At 65.4% G+C, this 16,931-nt stretch carries 12 protein-coding genes and 1 tRNA gene; 6 read left to right on the forward strand and 7 right to left on the reverse strand.

What is annotated here, in order from left to right:
* Window positions 1-102: 102 nt before the first annotated feature.
* The 3 genes from G8O24_RS23460 to G8O24_RS23470 all read right to left on the reverse strand — a co-directional run bounded on the left by G8O24_RS23460 (window position 103) and on the right by G8O24_RS23470 (window position 3,995).
* Window positions 103-178 (reverse strand) — tRNA-Lys (locus tag G8O24_RS23460).
* 336 nt (window positions 179-514) lie between these two features.
* Window positions 515-3,184, reverse strand: coding sequence for a glycosyltransferase (locus tag G8O24_RS23465; RefSeq protein WP_188103453.1), 2,670 nt, complete (start codon window positions 3,182-3,184; stop codon window positions 515-517).
* Window positions 3,185-3,398: 214 nt separating this feature from the next.
* Window positions 3,399-3,995 carry a beta-1-3, beta-1-6-glucan biosynthesis protein gene (locus G8O24_RS23470; protein WP_188103455.1) on the reverse strand — a complete coding sequence of 199 codons (597 nt, stop codon included), beginning with the start codon at window positions 3,993-3,995 and terminating at the stop codon, window positions 3,399-3,401.
* A gap of 330 nt (window positions 3,996-4,325) precedes the next feature.
* Here G8O24_RS23470 and G8O24_RS23475 point away from each other — a divergent pair, with 330 nt between their 5' ends.
* On the forward strand, window positions 4,326-5,885 hold the full coding sequence (locus G8O24_RS23475; protein ID WP_311972321.1) for a glycoside hydrolase family 17 protein: 1,560 nt from the start codon (window positions 4,326-4,328) through the stop codon (window positions 5,883-5,885).
* On the opposite strand, the gene G8O24_RS23480 is transcribed toward G8O24_RS23475, so the two are convergent.
* Both G8O24_RS23480 and G8O24_RS23485 read right to left on the reverse strand, forming a co-directional pair.
* Window positions 5,845-6,225 carry a hypothetical protein gene (locus tag G8O24_RS23480; RefSeq protein ID WP_188103457.1) on the reverse strand — a complete coding sequence of 127 codons (381 nt, stop codon included), beginning with the start codon at window positions 6,223-6,225 and terminating at the stop codon, window positions 5,845-5,847. The genes G8O24_RS23475 and G8O24_RS23480 overlap by 41 nt on opposite strands.
* 393 nt (window positions 6,226-6,618) lie before the next feature.
* Window positions 6,619-8,004 carry a hypothetical protein gene (locus tag G8O24_RS23485; protein ID WP_188103459.1) on the reverse strand — a complete coding sequence of 462 codons (1,386 nt, stop codon included), beginning with the start codon at window positions 8,002-8,004 and terminating at the stop codon, window positions 6,619-6,621.
* A gap of 181 nt (window positions 8,005-8,185) precedes the next feature.
* Here G8O24_RS23485 and glmU point away from each other — a divergent pair, with 181 nt between their 5' ends.
* Window positions 8,186-9,541, forward strand: coding sequence for a bifunctional UDP-N-acetylglucosamine diphosphorylase/glucosamine-1-phosphate N-acetyltransferase GlmU (gene glmU / locus G8O24_RS23490; protein ID WP_188103461.1), 1,356 nt, complete (start codon window positions 8,186-8,188; stop codon window positions 9,539-9,541).
* A gap of 152 nt (window positions 9,542-9,693) precedes the next feature.
* Here the strand turns inward: glmU and G8O24_RS23495 are convergent, their stop codons facing one another.
* Window positions 9,694-9,912 carry a hypothetical protein gene (locus tag G8O24_RS23495; RefSeq protein ID WP_188103463.1) on the reverse strand — a complete coding sequence of 73 codons (219 nt, stop codon included), beginning with the start codon at window positions 9,910-9,912 and terminating at the stop codon, window positions 9,694-9,696.
* A 224-nt stretch (window positions 9,913-10,136) separates the two neighbouring features.
* Here G8O24_RS23495 and glmS point away from each other — a divergent pair, with 224 nt between their 5' ends.
* The 4 genes from glmS (at window position 10,137) to panE (ending at window position 14,758) form a co-directional block, all read left to right on the forward strand.
* The gene (gene glmS, locus G8O24_RS23500; RefSeq protein ID WP_188103465.1) at window positions 10,137-11,963 is read left to right on the forward strand and encodes a glutamine--fructose-6-phosphate transaminase (isomerizing); all 1,827 of its coding nucleotides are present in this window, start codon (window positions 10,137-10,139) and stop codon (window positions 11,961-11,963) included.
* A gap of 79 nt (window positions 11,964-12,042) precedes the next feature.
* Window positions 12,043-12,813, forward strand: coding sequence for a DUF502 domain-containing protein (locus G8O24_RS23505; RefSeq protein ID WP_188103467.1), 771 nt, complete (start codon window positions 12,043-12,045; stop codon window positions 12,811-12,813).
* A gap of 105 nt (window positions 12,814-12,918) precedes the next feature.
* Window positions 12,919-13,773 carry an NAD(P)-dependent oxidoreductase gene (locus tag G8O24_RS23510; protein WP_188103469.1) on the forward strand — a complete coding sequence of 285 codons (855 nt, stop codon included), beginning with the start codon at window positions 12,919-12,921 and terminating at the stop codon, window positions 13,771-13,773.
* Window positions 13,774-13,828: 55 nt separating this feature from the next.
* Window positions 13,829-14,758 carry a 2-dehydropantoate 2-reductase gene (panE, locus tag G8O24_RS23515; protein ID WP_188103471.1) on the forward strand — a complete coding sequence of 310 codons (930 nt, stop codon included), beginning with the start codon at window positions 13,829-13,831 and terminating at the stop codon, window positions 14,756-14,758.
* Here the strand turns inward: panE and recG are convergent.
* The gene (gene recG / locus G8O24_RS23520) at window positions 14,755-16,863 is read right to left on the reverse strand and encodes an ATP-dependent DNA helicase RecG (protein WP_188103473.1); all 2,109 of its coding nucleotides are present in this window, start codon (window positions 16,861-16,863) and stop codon (window positions 14,755-14,757) included. The two genes, panE and recG, sit on opposite strands and share 4 nt — an antisense overlap.
* Window positions 16,864-16,931 lie beyond the last annotated feature (68 nt).

Here is a 16,931-nt window from a genome sequence, read left to right on the forward strand (position 1 = left end):
GGTATCACATCGCCATGCCCGGACGATTGCGCAGTAAGTCCTGAGCGCCCGTGCGTAAGCTTGTGGCGTAGGCCAAAATAAATGCTAACCTATTGATCTTTTTGGTGAGCGCGCTGGGGCTCGAACCCAGGACCCCGTGATTAAAAGTCACGTGCTCTACCGGCTGAGCTACGCGCTCCCATGGCCGCTGATGGCTTGAAGAGATCGCCATCGTGTCCGGACATTCGAGAAGCATGTCTTGCCACTGCGCTTCAGGCTTGCGCTGCGGGGAAAACCGGCTGTTTCCGGATCATGCTCTCGGCCCGGGCTGTGTAGGGGGATGGGGCGCCGAGGTCAATAGCGCGCATGGTTGCCGAAGATCGCGCCAATGGCGGGGATTCGTCCGTCGTATCCGCCGCTTGGCCCGACACTTTAAAGCTGATTGACGGCCGCTCATCCACGCCGAAGAGTGGCGGATCCCCGGGGAAACGCTGATCCGGCGGCGCTGGGCGGTCGGGCCCAGCGCCGGTCGGGATCAGTTCGCCTCCCGCCGCACCTCGCTCGGCACCGGCTGGGCGGTGCCGGCGGGGGTCGGCAGCGCCACCGGGCGCAGGCCGATCAGCTCGGCGGTGCGGATCGCGCTGTCGCGCCAGAACTGGAACGAGTTGATGCGGCTGAGCTCGAGGATGGCGATCGCGACCGCAGCCAGGAACGGCAGGCTCTGCAACACCAGCACGCCGGCGAAGATGTAGATCTCGGTGATCTGCCTGAAACTGTTGGAGGCGATCAGCACGCCGGCGCCGACCAGGAGCAGGGTGCCGATCACGGCCTCCCAGAACGCCTGGAACTCGATCGACATTCTGGACAGGCCGCCCTTGGAGGTGCGCGCGAACGCGATGTGCTCGGTGATCAGGCCTTGCGCGACCGCGCGCGACACCGTCCATTGCACGCTCATCGCCGCGATCATCGCGCCCAGCATCTGGCCGGGTTTGATCGCGACGCGCGCGCGGTACATCGACAGGAAGTGCGCCAGCGAGACGATGAAGGCGCCGATGATCGGCAGCGTCAGGATCTTGTCGGGGATGGCGATGTCGGCGAAGGCGACGATCGGCACCCAGACGAGGTTGAGCAGCGCCACGACAACGCCGAGGCTTTCGGCACCGAGCCAGTTCAGCCAGCCGAGGCCGTATTCGCGCTTCTGGTCCGCCGTCAGCCGGCTTGCGCCCGGCAGGAAGCGGCGCCAGTGCTTCTTCACGATCTGCAGGCCGCCATAGGCCCAGCGGTGACGCTGCTTCTTGAAGGCCTCGTAGGTGTCGGGCAATAGCCCCTTGCCGTAGCGGTGATTGGTGTAATGGGTGGTCCAGCCGAGCTCCTGGATCGCAAGCCCGAGATCGGAGTCCTCGCAGATCGTGTCGGACGACCAGCCGCCGGCCATGTCCATCGCGGCGCGGCGGATCAGGCACATCGTGCCGTGCACGATGACGGCGTTGAGCTCGTTGCGCTGGACCATGCCGATGTCGAAGAAGCCGGCATATTCGCCGTTCATGATGTAGTGCATGATCGACAGATCGCCGTCGCGATGCTCCTGCGGCGCCTGCACCAGGCCGACGCGCGGGTCGGCGAAAGCAGGCACGAGGTCCTTCAGCCAGTCGGGCTCGACGACATAGTCGGCATCGAGGATGCCGATGATCTCGGCATCGACCGCGGTGCGGTCCATGGCGATGCGCAGCGCGCCGGCCTTGAAGCCCTGCACCTTCTCGGCGTTGATGAACTTGAAGCGCTCACCGAGCGCGCGGCAATGGTCCTGGATCGGCTGCCAGAACGCGGGATCCGGCGTGTTGTTGATGATGACGACGCATTCGTAATTGGGATAGTCGAGCCGCGCCAGCGCATCGAGCGTCTGCTTCAGCATCTCGACCGGCTCGAAATAGGCCGGGATGTGGATCGAAACCTTGGGGTAGTAATTCTCGGGCACGCCTGAGATCGGCTTGCCCTTGGAGAGCAGCCGCTGCGGCGGCCGGCCGAAGGCAACGGCGGCGATCTCGTCGATGCGGGCCATCGCGATCAGCACCAACGGCACAAGCAGGATCATGCCGAGCGTCAGCGCGAAGGCCGAGCCGAAGATGAAGTAGTGCCCGTTCCAGAACGCGAACACGGTCGCGGCCCAGGCGCCGACGCCGTTGGCGCTGGCCGACAGCAGGAACGCCTGCCTGACGGTCGGCTGCTCGATCCGCAGGATCGGCAGCGACAGGAGGATGCCGACCAAGAGCGCGATCGTCATCAGCTTCCAGTAATCAGGGTTTTCGACCGGGCCGGTCCAGGCGAATTTCGGCTCGCGGCTGGCGTTGAGGATGCCCCAGTACGGACCGACACCGCCCTCGAAATATTTCCAGGGCTGATCGATCGCCTCGACGATGTTGTATTCCATGCCGAGGGCTTCGGCACGGCTGACGAAATTGCGCAAGGTCAGCGCCTGCTGGAACGGACCGGGATCGGCGTTGCGCAGATTATAGCCGGCACTCGGCCAGCCGAATTCGGCGATCACGATGCGCTTGCCGGGGAACTGATTGCGCAACAAATTGTAGCGGTCGACGGCCTGATCGACGGCCTGGTCGGAGCGGAAATTCTCCCAATAGGGCAGGACGTGGGCCGCGATGAAATCGACGTTGGAGCCGAGGTCGGGATTGTCGCGCCAGATGTTCCAGATCTCGCCGGTGGTGACGGGCACGCGCACCGCGCTCTTCACCTTCTTGATCATCTCGATGAGGTCTTCGACCTTCTGTTCGCCGCGGTAGATCACCTCGTTGCCGACGACGACGCCGTTGACGTTGCTGTTCTTGCGGGCGAGTTCGATCGCGGCCTTGATCTCGCGCTCGTTGCGGTCAGGGTCCTTGTCGATCCAGGCGCCGACCGTGACCTTGAGGCCGAACTCGGCGGCGATCGGCGGCACCAGTTCCACGCCGCCCGTCGACGAATAGAGGCGGATCGCGCGCGTCATCGTCGACAGCGTCTTCAGGTCGGAGCGGATTTTCTCGATGGTCGGGATGTTGTCGATGTCAGGATGGGCCGAGCCTTCGAACGGCGCATAGGAGACGCTGGGCAACAGACCTTTGAAATCAGGTGCGGGCTCCTTGTCGCGCAAGGCTCCCCAGATGCCGGCATGGAGCACCGACACGAGCAACAGAACGGCGGCGACAACGCGCATCGCGGCTAAACCAAAAGGGGCTGAGGGGGCAGGGAAGCGGATCCGACCCCGAGATCCGACCAAGTCCGCGGCAAATGGAGCATACCTCTGCCGCGCGGTTTCACAACTGTCATGGCCTCATGTCCTTCTGAGGGCATGGCCTTTTTCGACGCGCGGCAGTGCCAACAGCAGATATCGCCGATCGTTCCTGAACGGCAGGTGAAACGACCCGCCGTTATTTCTGGGGTGCGGGCGCCGGGCTTGCGGCAGGCGCCGGGCTCGCGGCCGGTTGGGGCGCTTGCGCATTGCCAGCGGCCGGCGCCACCGGCTGTGACGCTGCGGCGGCCGCCTGCTGCGGCTGCGAAGCCGGATTGATCCAACAGGCGTGCACACGGCTATCGAGGGTCTCGGCGACCTTGGGGTCGATCTGGGCACCGAACCGCGTCAGGCAGCGGAACGCAGCCTGGATGTGGCCACCGGGGCAGCCGAAGCGGTCATAGAGGTCGAGATGGCGGAACGCGGTATCGAGGTCATCCCGCCACATCAGCCGCACCACGCGGCGGCCGAGCCAGACGCATTCGGGATTGCCGGCGGGACCGTTGATGGCCTGGGCGGCCTCGGCGAACTCGTCGGTGCGGCGTTGGTTCTGGGCGGTGGCGTCCTTGGCGGCATCGGCGGGCTGGGCGGCGGCCTTGCCCTGGTCAGCGGCGGGCGTGCCGCTCTGGGCGGAGGCGCCACCGAGGCTGGCCAGGAGGACAAGGGAGGAGACGGCCAACGAGGCGGCGAACTGCCGCAGGACCACATTTCGTAACTCGAACACCCGTCGCCGCATGAATTCCCCAATGCCTCAATGACCGCCCGCGTAAAGGGACCTCGCGGACGCGTCGGTGATGGCGTCCAAATGGGTCTCCAATGCGGCGGAAAAGCCCTGGGGAATCCCATGACCTGTATTTGGATTTTTGTCCAGCAAAGTCACGATCCTATGGGATGGTCGAACGGCCGCAGCCCGATTCCTTAGGGAGAGGGCGCCGCGCGCCCTGCATCCCCCCTTGGCAGACGGCGTGTGAGCAGGTAATCGACGGACCCTTCGCGGAGGACGGAACCGATTTCACTTCGTACGCCACTGGCGCTCCTGCTCGTCTCCCTGGGTGCGATTGCTGCCGTGTGGTGGTGGCTTGCCACGCCGATCACGCTGGCGCGCGCCCCCATCGACCCCAATGACAAGGTCCAATGCGTCTCCTACGCGCCGTTCCGCGGCGAGCAGACGCCGCTCAACGCATGGACCCAGATCGAGGCCGACCAGATCGAGCAGGATCTGCGCCAGCTCAAGGGGATCACCGACTGCGTCCGCACCTACTCCATTGAAAACGGACTCGACCAGGTGCCGGCGGTCGCGACCAAGGTCGGCGGGCTGAAGGTGATCCAGGGTATCTGGCTCGGCAGCAACCGCGCCAAGAACTTTGCGCAAGTGGCGACCGCGGTCCGCCTCACCAAGGAGTTTCCCGACACCGTCTCCGCGCTCGTCGTCGGCAACGAGGTGTTGCTGCGCGGCGAGATGACGACGCAGGACCTCATCGCGATCATCCGCTCGGTGAAGGCGCAGGTCACCGTGCCCGTGACCTACGCCGACGTTTGGGAGTACTGGCTGAAAAACCGCGAGGTCTATGACGCCGTCGACTTCGTCACCATTCACATTTTGCCTTACTGGGAGGACATCCCGGTGAAGGCGAAATTCGCCTCGTCCCATGTCGAGGCGATCCGCGAGCGGATGGCGGTGGCGTTCCCTGACAAGGAGATCCTGATCGGCGAAACCGGCTGGCCGAGCGAGGGCCGCATGCGCGAGGGCGCGCTGCCGTCGCGCACCAACCAGGCGCGCGTCGTCTCGGAGATCCTCGCCCTCGCGAAGGCGCAGAAGTTTCGCGTCAACCTGATCGAAGCCTACGACCAGCCGTGGAAGCGGCGGCTCGAGGGCACCGTCGGGGGCTATTGGGGCCTGCTCGATTCCGTGCGGCGCCAGCTGAAATATCCGCCGGGTGAACCGATCAGCAATTTCCCATACTGGAAATGGTACATGGGATCAGGCATGGGCCTCAGCGTGCTGGTGTTCGCGGTTGCCCTCATCACGCTGCGCCGCCGGCCCTGGACGCCGCGTTTCTCGGCCTGGCTCGCCGTCGGCATCTCCGCGACATCGGCGGGCATCCTGCTCGGGATCGCCGCCGACAAGATGTATTACGAGAGCTACGGCTGGGGCGGCTGGCTGCAATGGGGCGCGCTGCTGCTGGCCGGCATCCTCTCGCCGATCTTTTGCGCGCAGGCGCTCGTCATCGGCCGCAACCTGCCGAGCTTTCTCGACCTGCTCGGTCCGCGCGAGGGCCGGAAATGGTCGAAGCTGTCCGCCGTGCTTGGCTTGACCCTGGCGGTCACGGCAGTGATCGCGGCCGAGACCGCGCTCGGCTTCGTGTTCGATCCGCGCTATCGCGATTTCCCCTATGCCGCGCTGACGATGGCCGTGGTGCCGTTCGCCCTGCTGATGCTGAACCGGCCGCAGATCGGCGTGCGACCGATCGCGGAGGCAGTGTTCGCGGGGCTGCTGGCGCTGTCGGCGGCCTACGTGTTTCTCAACGAAGGCCGCGACAATTGGCAGGCGATGTGGACCTGCGCGATCTATCTGTTGTTCGCGCTCACGCTGTGGCGGGCGCGGGCCGAGCAAAGCCAAGGATGAGCAGGCCGATCGCAAGGCCCGCCAGCACGATGTTGTAGAGCACGATGCCAAGGCCCGCCGCGACCACGCCGAGCGTCAGCAGCACGATCGAGGGCCGCATCAGGTTCAGCGTCGCGATCACGAGCGCGACGATGCCGAACACCGAATTCTTGAACAGCGACGTCGACACCGAGCGCGCCTTGCAGATCATGGTCTGCAAGCCGGCATCGCAGGCCAGCGCAACCTGCGAGAACTCGATCGCAAGATAGCGCACATAGAGCGCCCAGCCGACGGTGACGAAACCGACGACGATGAGAAACTGCACCTGATAGGGCGTGAGACGGAACGGCTTTTTTGTCATGCGGGCAATATGGTCGGGATGGCGGAAGGGAGCAACAGGGGCAGGGCATTTTTACACCGCACGGCATGACCCGGGCGGCTGCACTCTTTTGTCGCAATCCAAATGCTGCACAACCGTAGCCATACGGATTTGCGCGAGTTCCGGTGTCGCCTAATGTTGGTCCGAAGCGCAGGCGTGATTGCTGATTCGATCAAGAGCAGATCACGCCGTTCAAGAGCGCGGCGACGAGGATGCGAGCGAGGTTGGCAATGGCGGATGCGTTGCAAATCAATTTTGCGCTTTGGGGCATGATCATCTGCGCTGCCGTCAAGATCGGCCATTTGGCAGCAGCTTTTTGAGCCGCGCAGCCTCACATGAGCCGCACCGGCGATTCCACTGGAAGCCCTGACGGTCCTACCGTCTGAAGAACGACGAGATCGTCGAGCTCGCCGACGCCGTCTCAGGCTTGGCCTGAGCAACCGGCTGTGGCGCAGGGGCGGGCGCAGGTTCCTCCCGCTTCGACGAGCGCTTGGAGGAATAGCCGCGGCGGTGCTTCTCGGGCTTGGCAGCGGCCGGCGCTGTCGGCGCGGTCTCCGCCTGGGGCACGGCGTCCTGATTCTTCTCGGAACTCTTCTCCGATCCCTTGTCCGAGCCGCCGCGCATCGACAGGCGCTGGCCGTCGAACACCGTCGTCTCACAATGGCGCTCGTTCTCGGCAAGGCCCGCACAGAGTTTGGCGGCCGCGGCCGCGTTGACGAGGGGGCCCGCACCGAGGCGGAGCTGCATGCCGAGGCCGGTGTTGCCCTCCTTGATCATGATGATCGGCCGCAGCGCGGCGATCTCCGGATTGGATTTGGTCAGGCCGCGCCAGAGCGCGCGCAGGCCGTCGATCGAATTGGCGCCGCCGAGGTCGATGGCAAAGCGCGTCTGCTGAACGGAAATGGCGGGCGTCTCGGCGTCAGTAGCGTCCGCCGGCTTGACCGGCGCGGCGGCGACCTCGACAGGAGCGGGCGCCGGCTCGGGCTTTTTCTCGGTGGCTTTGTCGGTCGGCTCCGGCTGACTCAATTTCGTCGCAGCGGGATCGGGCGGCGCCATGATCGACTTCGAGGGCACCAGCGGAACGGGTGGCAGCGCCGACGCCGTCACGGACTGCGGAACGAGCGAGGCTGCGGACGCAGTCTGCGGCGGCGGGCCGGACTGATCCTTCGCAGCCTCCTTCGCATTGTCCTTCGAGCTTTCCTTCGAAGTCTCCCGGGAAGTCTCCTTGGGCTCCTTGCCGGCGCCCGTGCGCGGCCTGTCGACGAGCGAGGCTGCGGTCGAGGCAACCGGTGCGACGTCCGGCGCTGGCGCCGAAGGCTGCGTGGCGGCGACGGGTGGATCCTGCGGCTTCGAGGCCGGCGCCGATGTCGCGTTCTGCTTGGCGATGGCGCCGGTGACGGAATCAAGCCCTTGCTCGAGCACGGTGACGCGCGCATAGAGCCGGTCGCGATCGGTGTTCAGTGTCTCGATCGCCGAGGTGAGGCGGCGGGCTTCGAGCTGGCTCTCCCTGGTCAGTGCCTGGAGCCGTTCGGATTGGCGGGCGAGATCGGCGGAGGCGACCTGGTCGCGCCGCCAGCCGAGCTGGGCCTGATTGGCCATCACGGCGACCACGACGGCGCCGACGGCGGCCGCGCCCCATGAGCCCAGCCGCCACAGCATGCGGCGATCGAACGCGCTTTCCTCGGCCAAAAGCCCGGAGAAAAGCCCGCCGGTCTCCTTGTCGCCGAAGGCATCCGCCAGTGGGTCGGAATCCTTTGCCATGAACGTTGAGTGCCCAGCCCTGTCTGGCGTCCCCGAATCAATCGAGGAACATTAACAGGAAAACCCACGCGCACTTGAATTCCGGGCGTTTGCGGGGGTAGCAAGGCCACAAGTCCAGGCGATACCCGATCATCGCCCCCGCGGGGTGACGATCGATTCGGCCGCATTTGACAGGATTGCAATGACCGCCCGCTCAAGCCTCACGATCGTTCTCGCCGCCGGCGAGGGTACGCGCATGCGATCGAGCCTGCCGAAAGTGCTGCATCCCGTGGCGTCCCAGACGTTGCTGGCCCATGTGCTCGGGGCCGCACCGCAGGGAACCGGCACCGCGCTCGCGGTCGTGATCGGTCCTGATCACCAGGTCGTCGCGGACGAGGCGAAACGCATCCGCCCCGATGCGCTCATCTTCGTGCAGAGCGAGCGCCTCGGCACCGCGCATGCGGTGCTGGCGGCGCGCGAGGCGATCGCGCGGGGCGTGGATGATGTCCTGATTGCCTTCGGCGATACGCCGTTGATCTCGGCCGAGACCTTTGCACGGCTGCGTGCGCCGCTCGCCAGCGGCGCGGCGGTCGCCGCGCTCGGTTTTCGCGCGGCCGATCCCACCGGCTACGGCCGCTTCATCGTCGAGGGCGATCGCCTGGTCGCGATCCGCGAGCATGCCGACGCCAGCGCGGACGAGCGCAAGATCAATCTGTGCAATGCCGGCGTGATGGCGATCGACGGGCAGCGCGCGCTCGCGATCCTGGACCGGATCGGCAACGCCAATTCCAAGGGTGAGTATTATCTGACGGACGCCGTCGGCATCGTTCGCGAACAGGGATGGGAGCAGGTGGTGATCGAGACCAGCGAGGACGAAGTGCGCGGCATCAATACCAAGGCCCAGCTCGCAGAAGCGGAAAGCGTGATGCAGGCGCGGCTGCGCAAGGCTGCGATGGAGGCCGGCGTCACGCTGATCGCGCCCGAGACCGTCTATCTCGCCGCCGACACCGTGTTCGGCAAGGATGTCACCATCGAGCCCTTCGTGGTGATCGGACCCGGCGTGTCGATCGCCGACGGCACCGTGATCCACTCCTTCTCGCATATCGTGCAGACCACGCTCGGCAAGAACGTGTCGATCGGCCCCTATGCGCGGCTGCGTCCGGGCACCTCGCTCGGCGACGGCGCGCGGATCGGCAATTTCGTCGAGACCAAGGCCGCGACGCTGGAGGCCGGCGTCAAGGTCAATCATCTCTCCTACATTGGCGATGCCACCGTCGGTGCCAATTCCAACATCGGCGCCGGCACCATCACCTGCAACTACGATGGCTTCAAGAAGCACAAGACGGTGATCGGGCAGGGCGCGTTTGTCGGCACCAACTCCTCGCTGGTCGCGCCGGTGAAGATCGGCAACGGTGCCTATATCGGCTCAGGCTCGGTGATCACGAAGGATGTGCCCGACGATGCGATGGCGCTGGAACGCAACCAGCAGACCATCAGGGAAGGCGGCGCGGCGCGCTATCGCGAGATGAAGACGGGCGGGAAGAAAACTGAGAAGTAGCCGGAGAGGGGAGCGCTGGCAGCCGTGTCCGGTCGCTTCGTCCGTGATCTGATCAGCTTTCTGATCGACACATTCGTCACCGGAATCGACTGGCGTTCTGGGCTCTCATTTTCCTCTTGTGGGCAGCGCTGATGGGATGGTGAGGCGCGCCGCTATTCGTCGTCGGCGAATTCCGAGAAGATGGCGCGGGTCAGGCGCCAGCCGCGCGGCTTGGCGCGCTTCACCGGCTCGCCTTGCGGATGCTTGATGAAGACGGGCTTGCTTTCCTTGCCGCGTTGGGGTGGCGGCCAATGCGCAAGATGCGTGCCCGAGGTTTCGCTCGCGCGCACCGACATCGACGACAGACCTTTTCGGTCGGACGTAGCTTTCATAGGCCATGAACCTCCTGACCGCGAATCGTTGGCCAAAAGTGTTGACAATGAGTTAAGGCGCGCGGTTAAAGGCCGGCCACATCGACGCAGGCCGGCGGATTGCAATCATCGGACTTTGTCGCAATCCGTTATAATTATTGAGTATCTGGTTCCTTCGGAACTTCGCTAAAAACCGAACGCGTCGTTTAGGCGATTTTTCGACGATTTGGGGGATAGTGATCCGCATGTGCGGGATTGTCGGCATTCTCGGGCGCGAGCCGGTTGCAGAGCAATTGGTGGATTCGCTCAAACGTCTGGAATATCGCGGCTATGACTCTGCGGGCGTCGCCACGCTCGAGGGCAAGCATCTGGCGCGCCGCCGCGCCGAGGGCAAGCTCAAGAACCTGGAGAAGCGGCTGGAAGCCGAGCCGCTGAAGGGCACCACCGGCATCGGCCACACCCGCTGGGCCACCCACGGCAGGCCGACCGTCAACAACGCCCATCCGCATGCAACCGAACGCCTTGCCGTCGTCCACAACGGCATCATCGAGAACTTCCGCGAGCTGCGCGAGGAGCTCGAGCAGAAGGGCACGGTGTTCCACACCGAGACCGATACCGAGATCGTGCTGCACCTCGTCGACGATCTCCTGACGCGCGGCAACAAGCCGGTGGAGGCGGTGAAGCTGGCGCTGGCGCGCTTGCGCGGCGCCTTCGCGCTTGGCTTCATCTTCGCCGGCGACGACGACCTCATGATCGGCGCCCGCAACGGCCCGCCGCTGGCGATCGGCTACGGCGATGGCGAGATGTATCTCGGCTCGGACGCGATCGCGCTCGGGCCGTTCACCGACACGATCAGCTATCTGGAAGATGGCGACTGGGTCGTGCTGACCCACAAGAGCGCTGATATCTTCGACAAGGACGGTCAGACCGTCGAGCGCGACAAGATCAAGCATGCCGCCTCGACCTCGCTGGTCGACAAGGCCAATTACCGTCATTTCATGGCGAAGGAGATCCACGAGCAGCCGGAAGTGGTCGGCCACACGCTGGCGCGCTATGTCGACATGGCGACCGAGCGGGTTTCGCTACCGGTCAAGCTGCCGTTCGACTTCAAGAACATCCAGCGCATCAACATCACGGCCTGCGGCACCGCGAGCTATGCCGGCATTGTCGCAAAATACTGGTTCGAGCGCTTTGCGCGCCTGCCGGTCGAGGTCGATGTCGCCTCCGAATTCCGCTATCGCGAAGCGCCGCTGCGCGAGGGCGATCTTGCGATCTTCATTTCGCAATCCGGCGAGACCGCCGACACGCTGGCCGCACTGCGCTACGCCAAGGCCGAGGGCGCGCACACGATCGCCGTCGTCAACGTGCCGACCTCGACGATCGCGCGCGAGAGTGAAACCGTGCTGCAGACGCTGGCCGGCCCCGAAATCGGTGTCGCCTCGACCAAGGCCTTCACCTGCCAGCTCATGGTGCTGGCAAATCTGGCGATCGCGGCCGGCAAGGCCAGAGGCGTATTGTCCGCCGACGACGAGACCAAGCTCGTCCACGGCCTCGTCGAGATTCCGCGCCTGATGTCGGACGCGCTCACCATCGAGCCCCAGATCGAGAAGCTCGCGCACAGGATCGCGAAATCCCGCGACGTGCTCTATCTCGGCCGCGGCACCAGCTTCCCGCTGGCGCTCGAAGGCGCGCTGAAGCTCAAGGAAATCTCCTACATCCATGCCGAGGGCTATGCCGCCGGCGAGCTCAAGCACGGTCCGATCGCGTTGATCGACGAGACCATGCCTGTCGTCGTGATCGCGCCGCACGACCGCGTGTTCGAGAAGACCGTCTCGAACATGCAGGAGGTCGCCGCCCGCGGCGGCAACATCATCCTGATGACCGATGCCAGGGGCGCGGCGGAGGCGACCGTGGATTCGCTCGTCACGATCGTCATGCCCGACATGGCCGCCGCCTTCACGCCGATGGTCTACGCCGTCCCCGTGCAGCTGCTCGCCTACCATACCGCCGTGGTGATGGGCACCGACGTCGACCAGCCGCGCAACCTCGCCAAGTCGGTGACCGTGGAATAGGCAGAAGGGACCGGGCCGCGCTCTTCCAAAACCTGCTAGAAGTCCCTAGCTTGCTGGAATCGACCGACCTGGAACCCGAATGACCGCCCGCGACGACGCGCCTGCGCCTCTTGATCCCGCCCCGGAACCGCATACCGGCCTGATGGGCCGTTTTCGCAACTATTTTCTGACGGGTTTGATCGTCACCGGACCGATCGCGATCACGCTGTACCTGGTGTGGTGGTTCGTCACCTGGGTCGATGGGGTGGTGCGGCCGTTCGTGCCGCTGGCCTATCGGCCCGAGACCTATCTTCCTTACGGCGTTCCCGGATGGGGACTGATTGTCGCATTCTTCACGCTGACCTTGGTCGGCTTCCTCGCGGCGAACCTGATCGGCCGGACGCTGGTCGACGTCGGCGAGACCTTTCTCGGCCGGATCCCGGCGGTGCGGGCGATCTATCGCGGTCTGAAGCAGGTGTTCGAGACGCTGTTCTCGGGCAAGGGCTCGAGTTTCCGGAAAGTGGGCCTGGTCGAGTTTCCATCGCCCGGCATGTGGTCGATCGTATTGATCTCCCAATCGCCGAACGAAGAAATCTCGCGCAGCCTGCCGGGGCAGGAGGAACATGTCTCGGTGTTTCTGCCGTGCTCGCCGAACCCGACCACCGGCTTCTTCTTCTACGTGCCCAGGAGCAAGATCATCGAGGTCGAGCTGACCGCCGAGGATGCCGCGACGCTGATCATGTCGGCCGGCGTGGTGCAGCCCGGCTCGGCACCTGACCCGAAGAAGGCCGCTGCGCTGGCAGGCATGGCCAATGCCGCGCGCATTGCCAACGCCTCGGCGCTGCAGCCCGAGCCTGCGAAGGCGGAGTAGGGCCATTCCGCAACGGCTGGCCGCGCGTCATCCATGCCTTCGCGTCCTCTGCTATTGTTCCGGTCGAAGCGAGCACAAAGCGCGGAATTCGAACTGGAGTGCCCGATGTCTCAAACCATTGCGATCCTCGCCCCCGGCGCCATGGGCAGCGCAGTCGCGCGCCGGCTGAGCGAAAACGGCGCGCGCGTGCTGACATCCTTGACGGGCCGCAGCGAGGCGACGTTGAAACGGGCGGCCGACGCCGGCATGGTCGGCGTCGAGAACGATGCGATCGCGGACGCCGACATCATCCTGTCGATCGTGCCGCCGGGCGAGGCGGTGGCGCTGGCCGAGCGGCTGGCCGCCTTGATCGTGAAGCGTGGCAAGAAACCTGTTGTGGTCGACTGCAATGCCGTCAATGTCGACACGGTGAAGCGCATCGCTGAGATCATCGGATCGGCGCAGGCGCCCTTCGTCGACGGTGGCATCATCGGCTTCCCGCCGCAGCCGGGCGGCAAGAGTCCGGCCTTCTACATGGCCGGCGAGCACGCCAGGGAGGTTGCGGTGCTGAAGCAGCTCGGGCTCGACATCCGCATCGTCGAAGGTCCGGTCGGTGCCGCCTCCGCGCTAAAAATGTCCTATGCCGGCATCGTCAAGGGTCTCGCCGGCATCGGCTCGGCCATGGTCGTGGCCGCGACCCAAGCCGGGGCCGCGGATGCACTCCGCGACGAGCTCGCGCTCAGCCAGCCCGCGATCCTGGCGCGGCTCGAGGTCGCGCTGCCCGACATGATCCCGAAGGCCTATCGCTGGGTGGCGGAGATGCGGGAGATATCCGGCTTTCTCGGACCCGATCATCCAGCGAGCCAGGTCTACGAAGGCTTTGCCAAATGGTTCGAGCATCTGGCCGCCGACGCCAAGGGCGAGGCGGTCGATGCGTCGCTGCTGAAGGCGTTCGCCGCGGGGGCTGCGCAGAAAGCCTGATTTTAGAGTGTTGAATGTTGACGGACCTGTCTGGGAACATGACGCAGGAGTTCGAATGCGCGTTTTGGTGATCGGCGCGGGCGCGCTGGGAGGATATTACGGCGCCTGCGTGGCGCGGGCAGGCGGCGACGTGACCTTCCTGGTGCGCGGAAAGCGGGCCGAGCAATTGCGCCGTGACGGACTGCGGATCGTCAGCCCGCATGGCGACTTTGCCGTGCAGCCGACAATCGTCGAGGCCAACGATCTGAAGCAGCCCTATGACGTCGTGCTCGTCGGCGTGAAGGCCTACTCGCTCGACGAGGCGATGAACCAGTTCGCGCCCGCCGTCGGCCCCGACAGCATGGTGCTGCCGATCCTCAACGGGTTGAAACATATCGACGCGCTGACCGCGAAGTTCGGCGCCGCGCGAATCCTCGGCGGATTGGCGAACGTCAGTGCCGGGCTCGACGCAGATGGCCGCGTGGTTCAGTTCATGGCCAATCAGACCATCGTCTTTGGCGAGATCGGAGGCGGCTCAAGCGAGCGCGTGCTCGCGCTGGAGGCGCTGCTCAACGTCCCCGGGATCGACGTGCGCGCCAGCGAGGCGATCATGCAGGACATGTGGGAAAAGTTCGTTCAGCTCTCGACGCTGGCCGGCATCACCTGCCTGATGCGCGCGAGCATCGGCGACATCCTGGCCGTGCCGAACGGCGAGCAATCGATCTTCCGTCTGTTCGCGGAATGCTGCGCAGTCGCAACGGCGTCAGGTTTCGCGCCGCGCGAGCCGTTCATCGAGTTCGACCGAAAACTGTTCACCACGCTGGATTCGCCACTCAAGGCCTCGATGCTGCGCGACATCGAGCGCGGCTCGATCACCGAAGCGGAGCATATTCTCGGGGACATGGCCAATCGCGCCCGCGCGCTTGGCATCGATACGCCGCTGTTGGATTTGGCACGGGCGCATGTGGCGGCATATGAAGTCGGACGCCGAAGGGCGGCGGGTTAGCCCGCCCCGATCAGCGGGATCGCCTCGTCCCGTTCGTAGAGATACAGCAGGCAGCGCAGCGCTTCGCCGCGCTCGCCCCTCAGCTTCGGATCCTCCTTCATGATACGCAGCGCCTCGTCCCTGGCTTGCGTAATGAGCTGGCCATGGACCTCGGAACGCGCGATGCGGTAGCCGGGCAGGCCGCTTTGGCGCACGCCGAGAACGTCGCCTTCGCCGCGCAGCCTCAGATCCTCCTCCGCGATGCGAAATCCATCGGTGGTCTCGCGGATCACCTTCAGTCGTGCCTTCGACATCTCGCCGAGCGGCTCGCTGTAGAGCAGGATGCAGGTCGAGGCTTCCGAGCCACGCCCGATGCGGCCGCGCAGCTGGTGCAATTGGGCAAGGCCAAAGCGCTCGGCATTCTCGATCACCATGATCGTTGCCGCCGGCACGTCGACGCCGACCTCGACGACGGTGGTCGCCACCAGAAGGCCGATCTCGTGAGCCGCGAACTGGCCCATCACACGGTCCTTTTCCGTGCCCTTCATCTGTCCATGCACGAGGCCAGCGCGATCGCCAAAGCGCTTCTGCAGGCTCTCGAAACGCTTGGTCGCATTGGTCAGATGCTCGGTGCCTTCGGCTTCGGATTCCTCGACCAGCGGGCAGATCCAGTACACCAGCTTGCCTGCGTCGAGCGCGCGGCCGACGCCGTCCATGACCTCGCTGATCCGGCTCATGGCCACCGCGCGGGTGTCGATCGGCTGGCGGCCGGCGGGCTTTTCGCGCAGCTCGGAAATGTCCATGTCGCCGAAATAGGTCAGCACGAGCGTGCGCGGGATCGGCGTGGCGCTCAGCACGAGGACGTCGACGGCTTCGCCCTTTGAGGTCAGTGCCAACCGCTCGCGGACGCCGAACCGGTGCTGCTCGTCGACGATCGCGAGGGCGAGGTCATGGAAGATCACGTCGTCCTGGATCAGCGCGTGGGTGCCGACGAGCAGGTCGATCTCGCCGGCTTCGAGCTGCGCGACAATCTCGCGCCGCTCCTTGCCTTTCTCGCGGCCGGTGAGGATCGCAACGCGCACGCCGGCGCGCTCAGCCAGCGGCGCGATGGTCTTGATGTGTTGGCGCGCCAGGATCTCGGTCGGGGCCATCAGCGCGGCCTGCTTGCCGACTTCGGCAACGGCGGCGGCCGCAAGCAATGCCACCACGGTCTTGCCGGAGCCGACGTCGCCCTGCAGCAGACGCAACATGCGCACCGGCTGCTTCAGGTCCTCGGCGATGGCCGCCGCAGCGTTGCGCTGCGAAGGCGTGAGCGCGTAGGGCAGGGCGTCGATGATCCTGTTGCGGAGATGGCCGTCACCGGCATTGCGCACGCCGGCGGGGCGTCGCAATTGGGCGCGGACCAAAGCGAGCGCGAGCTGGCCGGCGAGCAACTCGTCGAAGGCGAGGCGGGACCAGTAGCGCTGGTCGGGCAGGATGTCCGTGAGCTCGACCGGCTGGTGCACGCGATGGAGCGCTTCGGTCACAGGCGGGAAATTGCAACGGCGCAGCACCTCCGGGCTGATCCATTCGGGGAGGGCCGGCAGCTTCTGAAGCGCCTGCGCGATCGCGCGGCGGAGCGAGCCGAGCGCAAGGCCCGTGGTGAGTGGATAGACGGGATCGATGCCCGTGAGTTTCGAGATCGCCTCCTCGTCGAGGACGCGGTCCGGATGGACGATCTGCGGGATGCCGTCATACATCTGCAGCGTGCCGGAGACGTAGCGCTTCTCTCCGATTGGCAGCAGCTTTTCGACATAGCCGGGCTTGGCGCGGAAGAAGGTCAGCACGACGTCGCCGGTGTCGTCGCTGGCATAGACCAGATACGGCGCGCGTGCATTGCGCGGCGGAGGCGGGCGGTGGCGGTCGACGGTGACCTCCAGCGTCACCATGGTTCCCTGGACGGCGTCACGGATTTTCGGCCGGGCCCGGCGGTCGATGACCTGGCTCGGCAGGTGCAGCAGCAGGTCGACCAGCCGCGGGGTCTCGCTGCGGCTGAGCAGATATTGCAGCAGCTTGTCCTGCTTCGGACCGACGCCGGGCAGGCTGGTCACGGGAGCAAACAGCGGATTGAGCAGGCTGGGGCGCATGAGGGCGAATCTAGGATCGTTTCGGCCCGTGATGCCCGGCTTTATGCCCGGCATCCACGGCTTTTTTC

This window comes from Bradyrhizobium campsiandrae, assembly GCF_014529705.1.
Classification (GTDB): domain Bacteria; phylum Pseudomonadota; class Alphaproteobacteria; order Rhizobiales; family Xanthobacteraceae; genus Bradyrhizobium; species Bradyrhizobium campsiandrae.

Coding starts and splice junctions, on each gene's coding strand:
- G8O24_RS23465 (WP_188103453.1), bottom strand. CDS start 3,184: ATGCGCGTTGTCGCCGCCGTTCTGTTGCTCGTGTCGGTGCTCCATGCC.
- G8O24_RS23505 (WP_188103467.1), top strand. CDS start 12,043: ATGACCGCCCGCGACGACGCGCCTGCGCCTCTTGATCCCGCCCCGGAA.
- glmS (WP_188103465.1), top strand. CDS start 10,137: ATGTGCGGGATTGTCGGCATTCTCGGGCGCGAGCCGGTTGCAGAGCAA.
- glmU (WP_188103461.1), top strand. CDS start 8,186: ATGACCGCCCGCTCAAGCCTCACGATCGTTCTCGCCGCCGGCGAGGGT.
- panE (WP_188103471.1), top strand. CDS start 13,829: ATGCGCGTTTTGGTGATCGGCGCGGGCGCGCTGGGAGGATATTACGGC.
- G8O24_RS23470 (WP_188103455.1), bottom strand. CDS start 3,995: ATGCGGCGACGGGTGTTCGAGTTACGAAATGTGGTCCTGCGGCAGTTC.
- G8O24_RS23510 (WP_188103469.1), top strand. CDS start 12,919: ATGTCTCAAACCATTGCGATCCTCGCCCCCGGCGCCATGGGCAGCGCA.
- recG (WP_188103473.1), bottom strand. CDS start 16,863: ATGCGCCCCAGCCTGCTCAATCCGCTGTTTGCTCCCGTGACCAGCCTG.
- G8O24_RS23495 (WP_188103463.1), bottom strand. CDS start 9,912: ATGAAAGCTACGTCCGACCGAAAAGGTCTGTCGTCGATGTCGGTGCGC.
- G8O24_RS23480 (WP_188103457.1), bottom strand. CDS start 6,225: ATGACAAAAAAGCCGTTCCGTCTCACGCCCTATCAGGTGCAGTTTCTC.
- G8O24_RS23485 (WP_188103459.1), bottom strand. CDS start 8,004: ATGGCAAAGGATTCCGACCCACTGGCGGATGCCTTCGGCGACAAGGAG.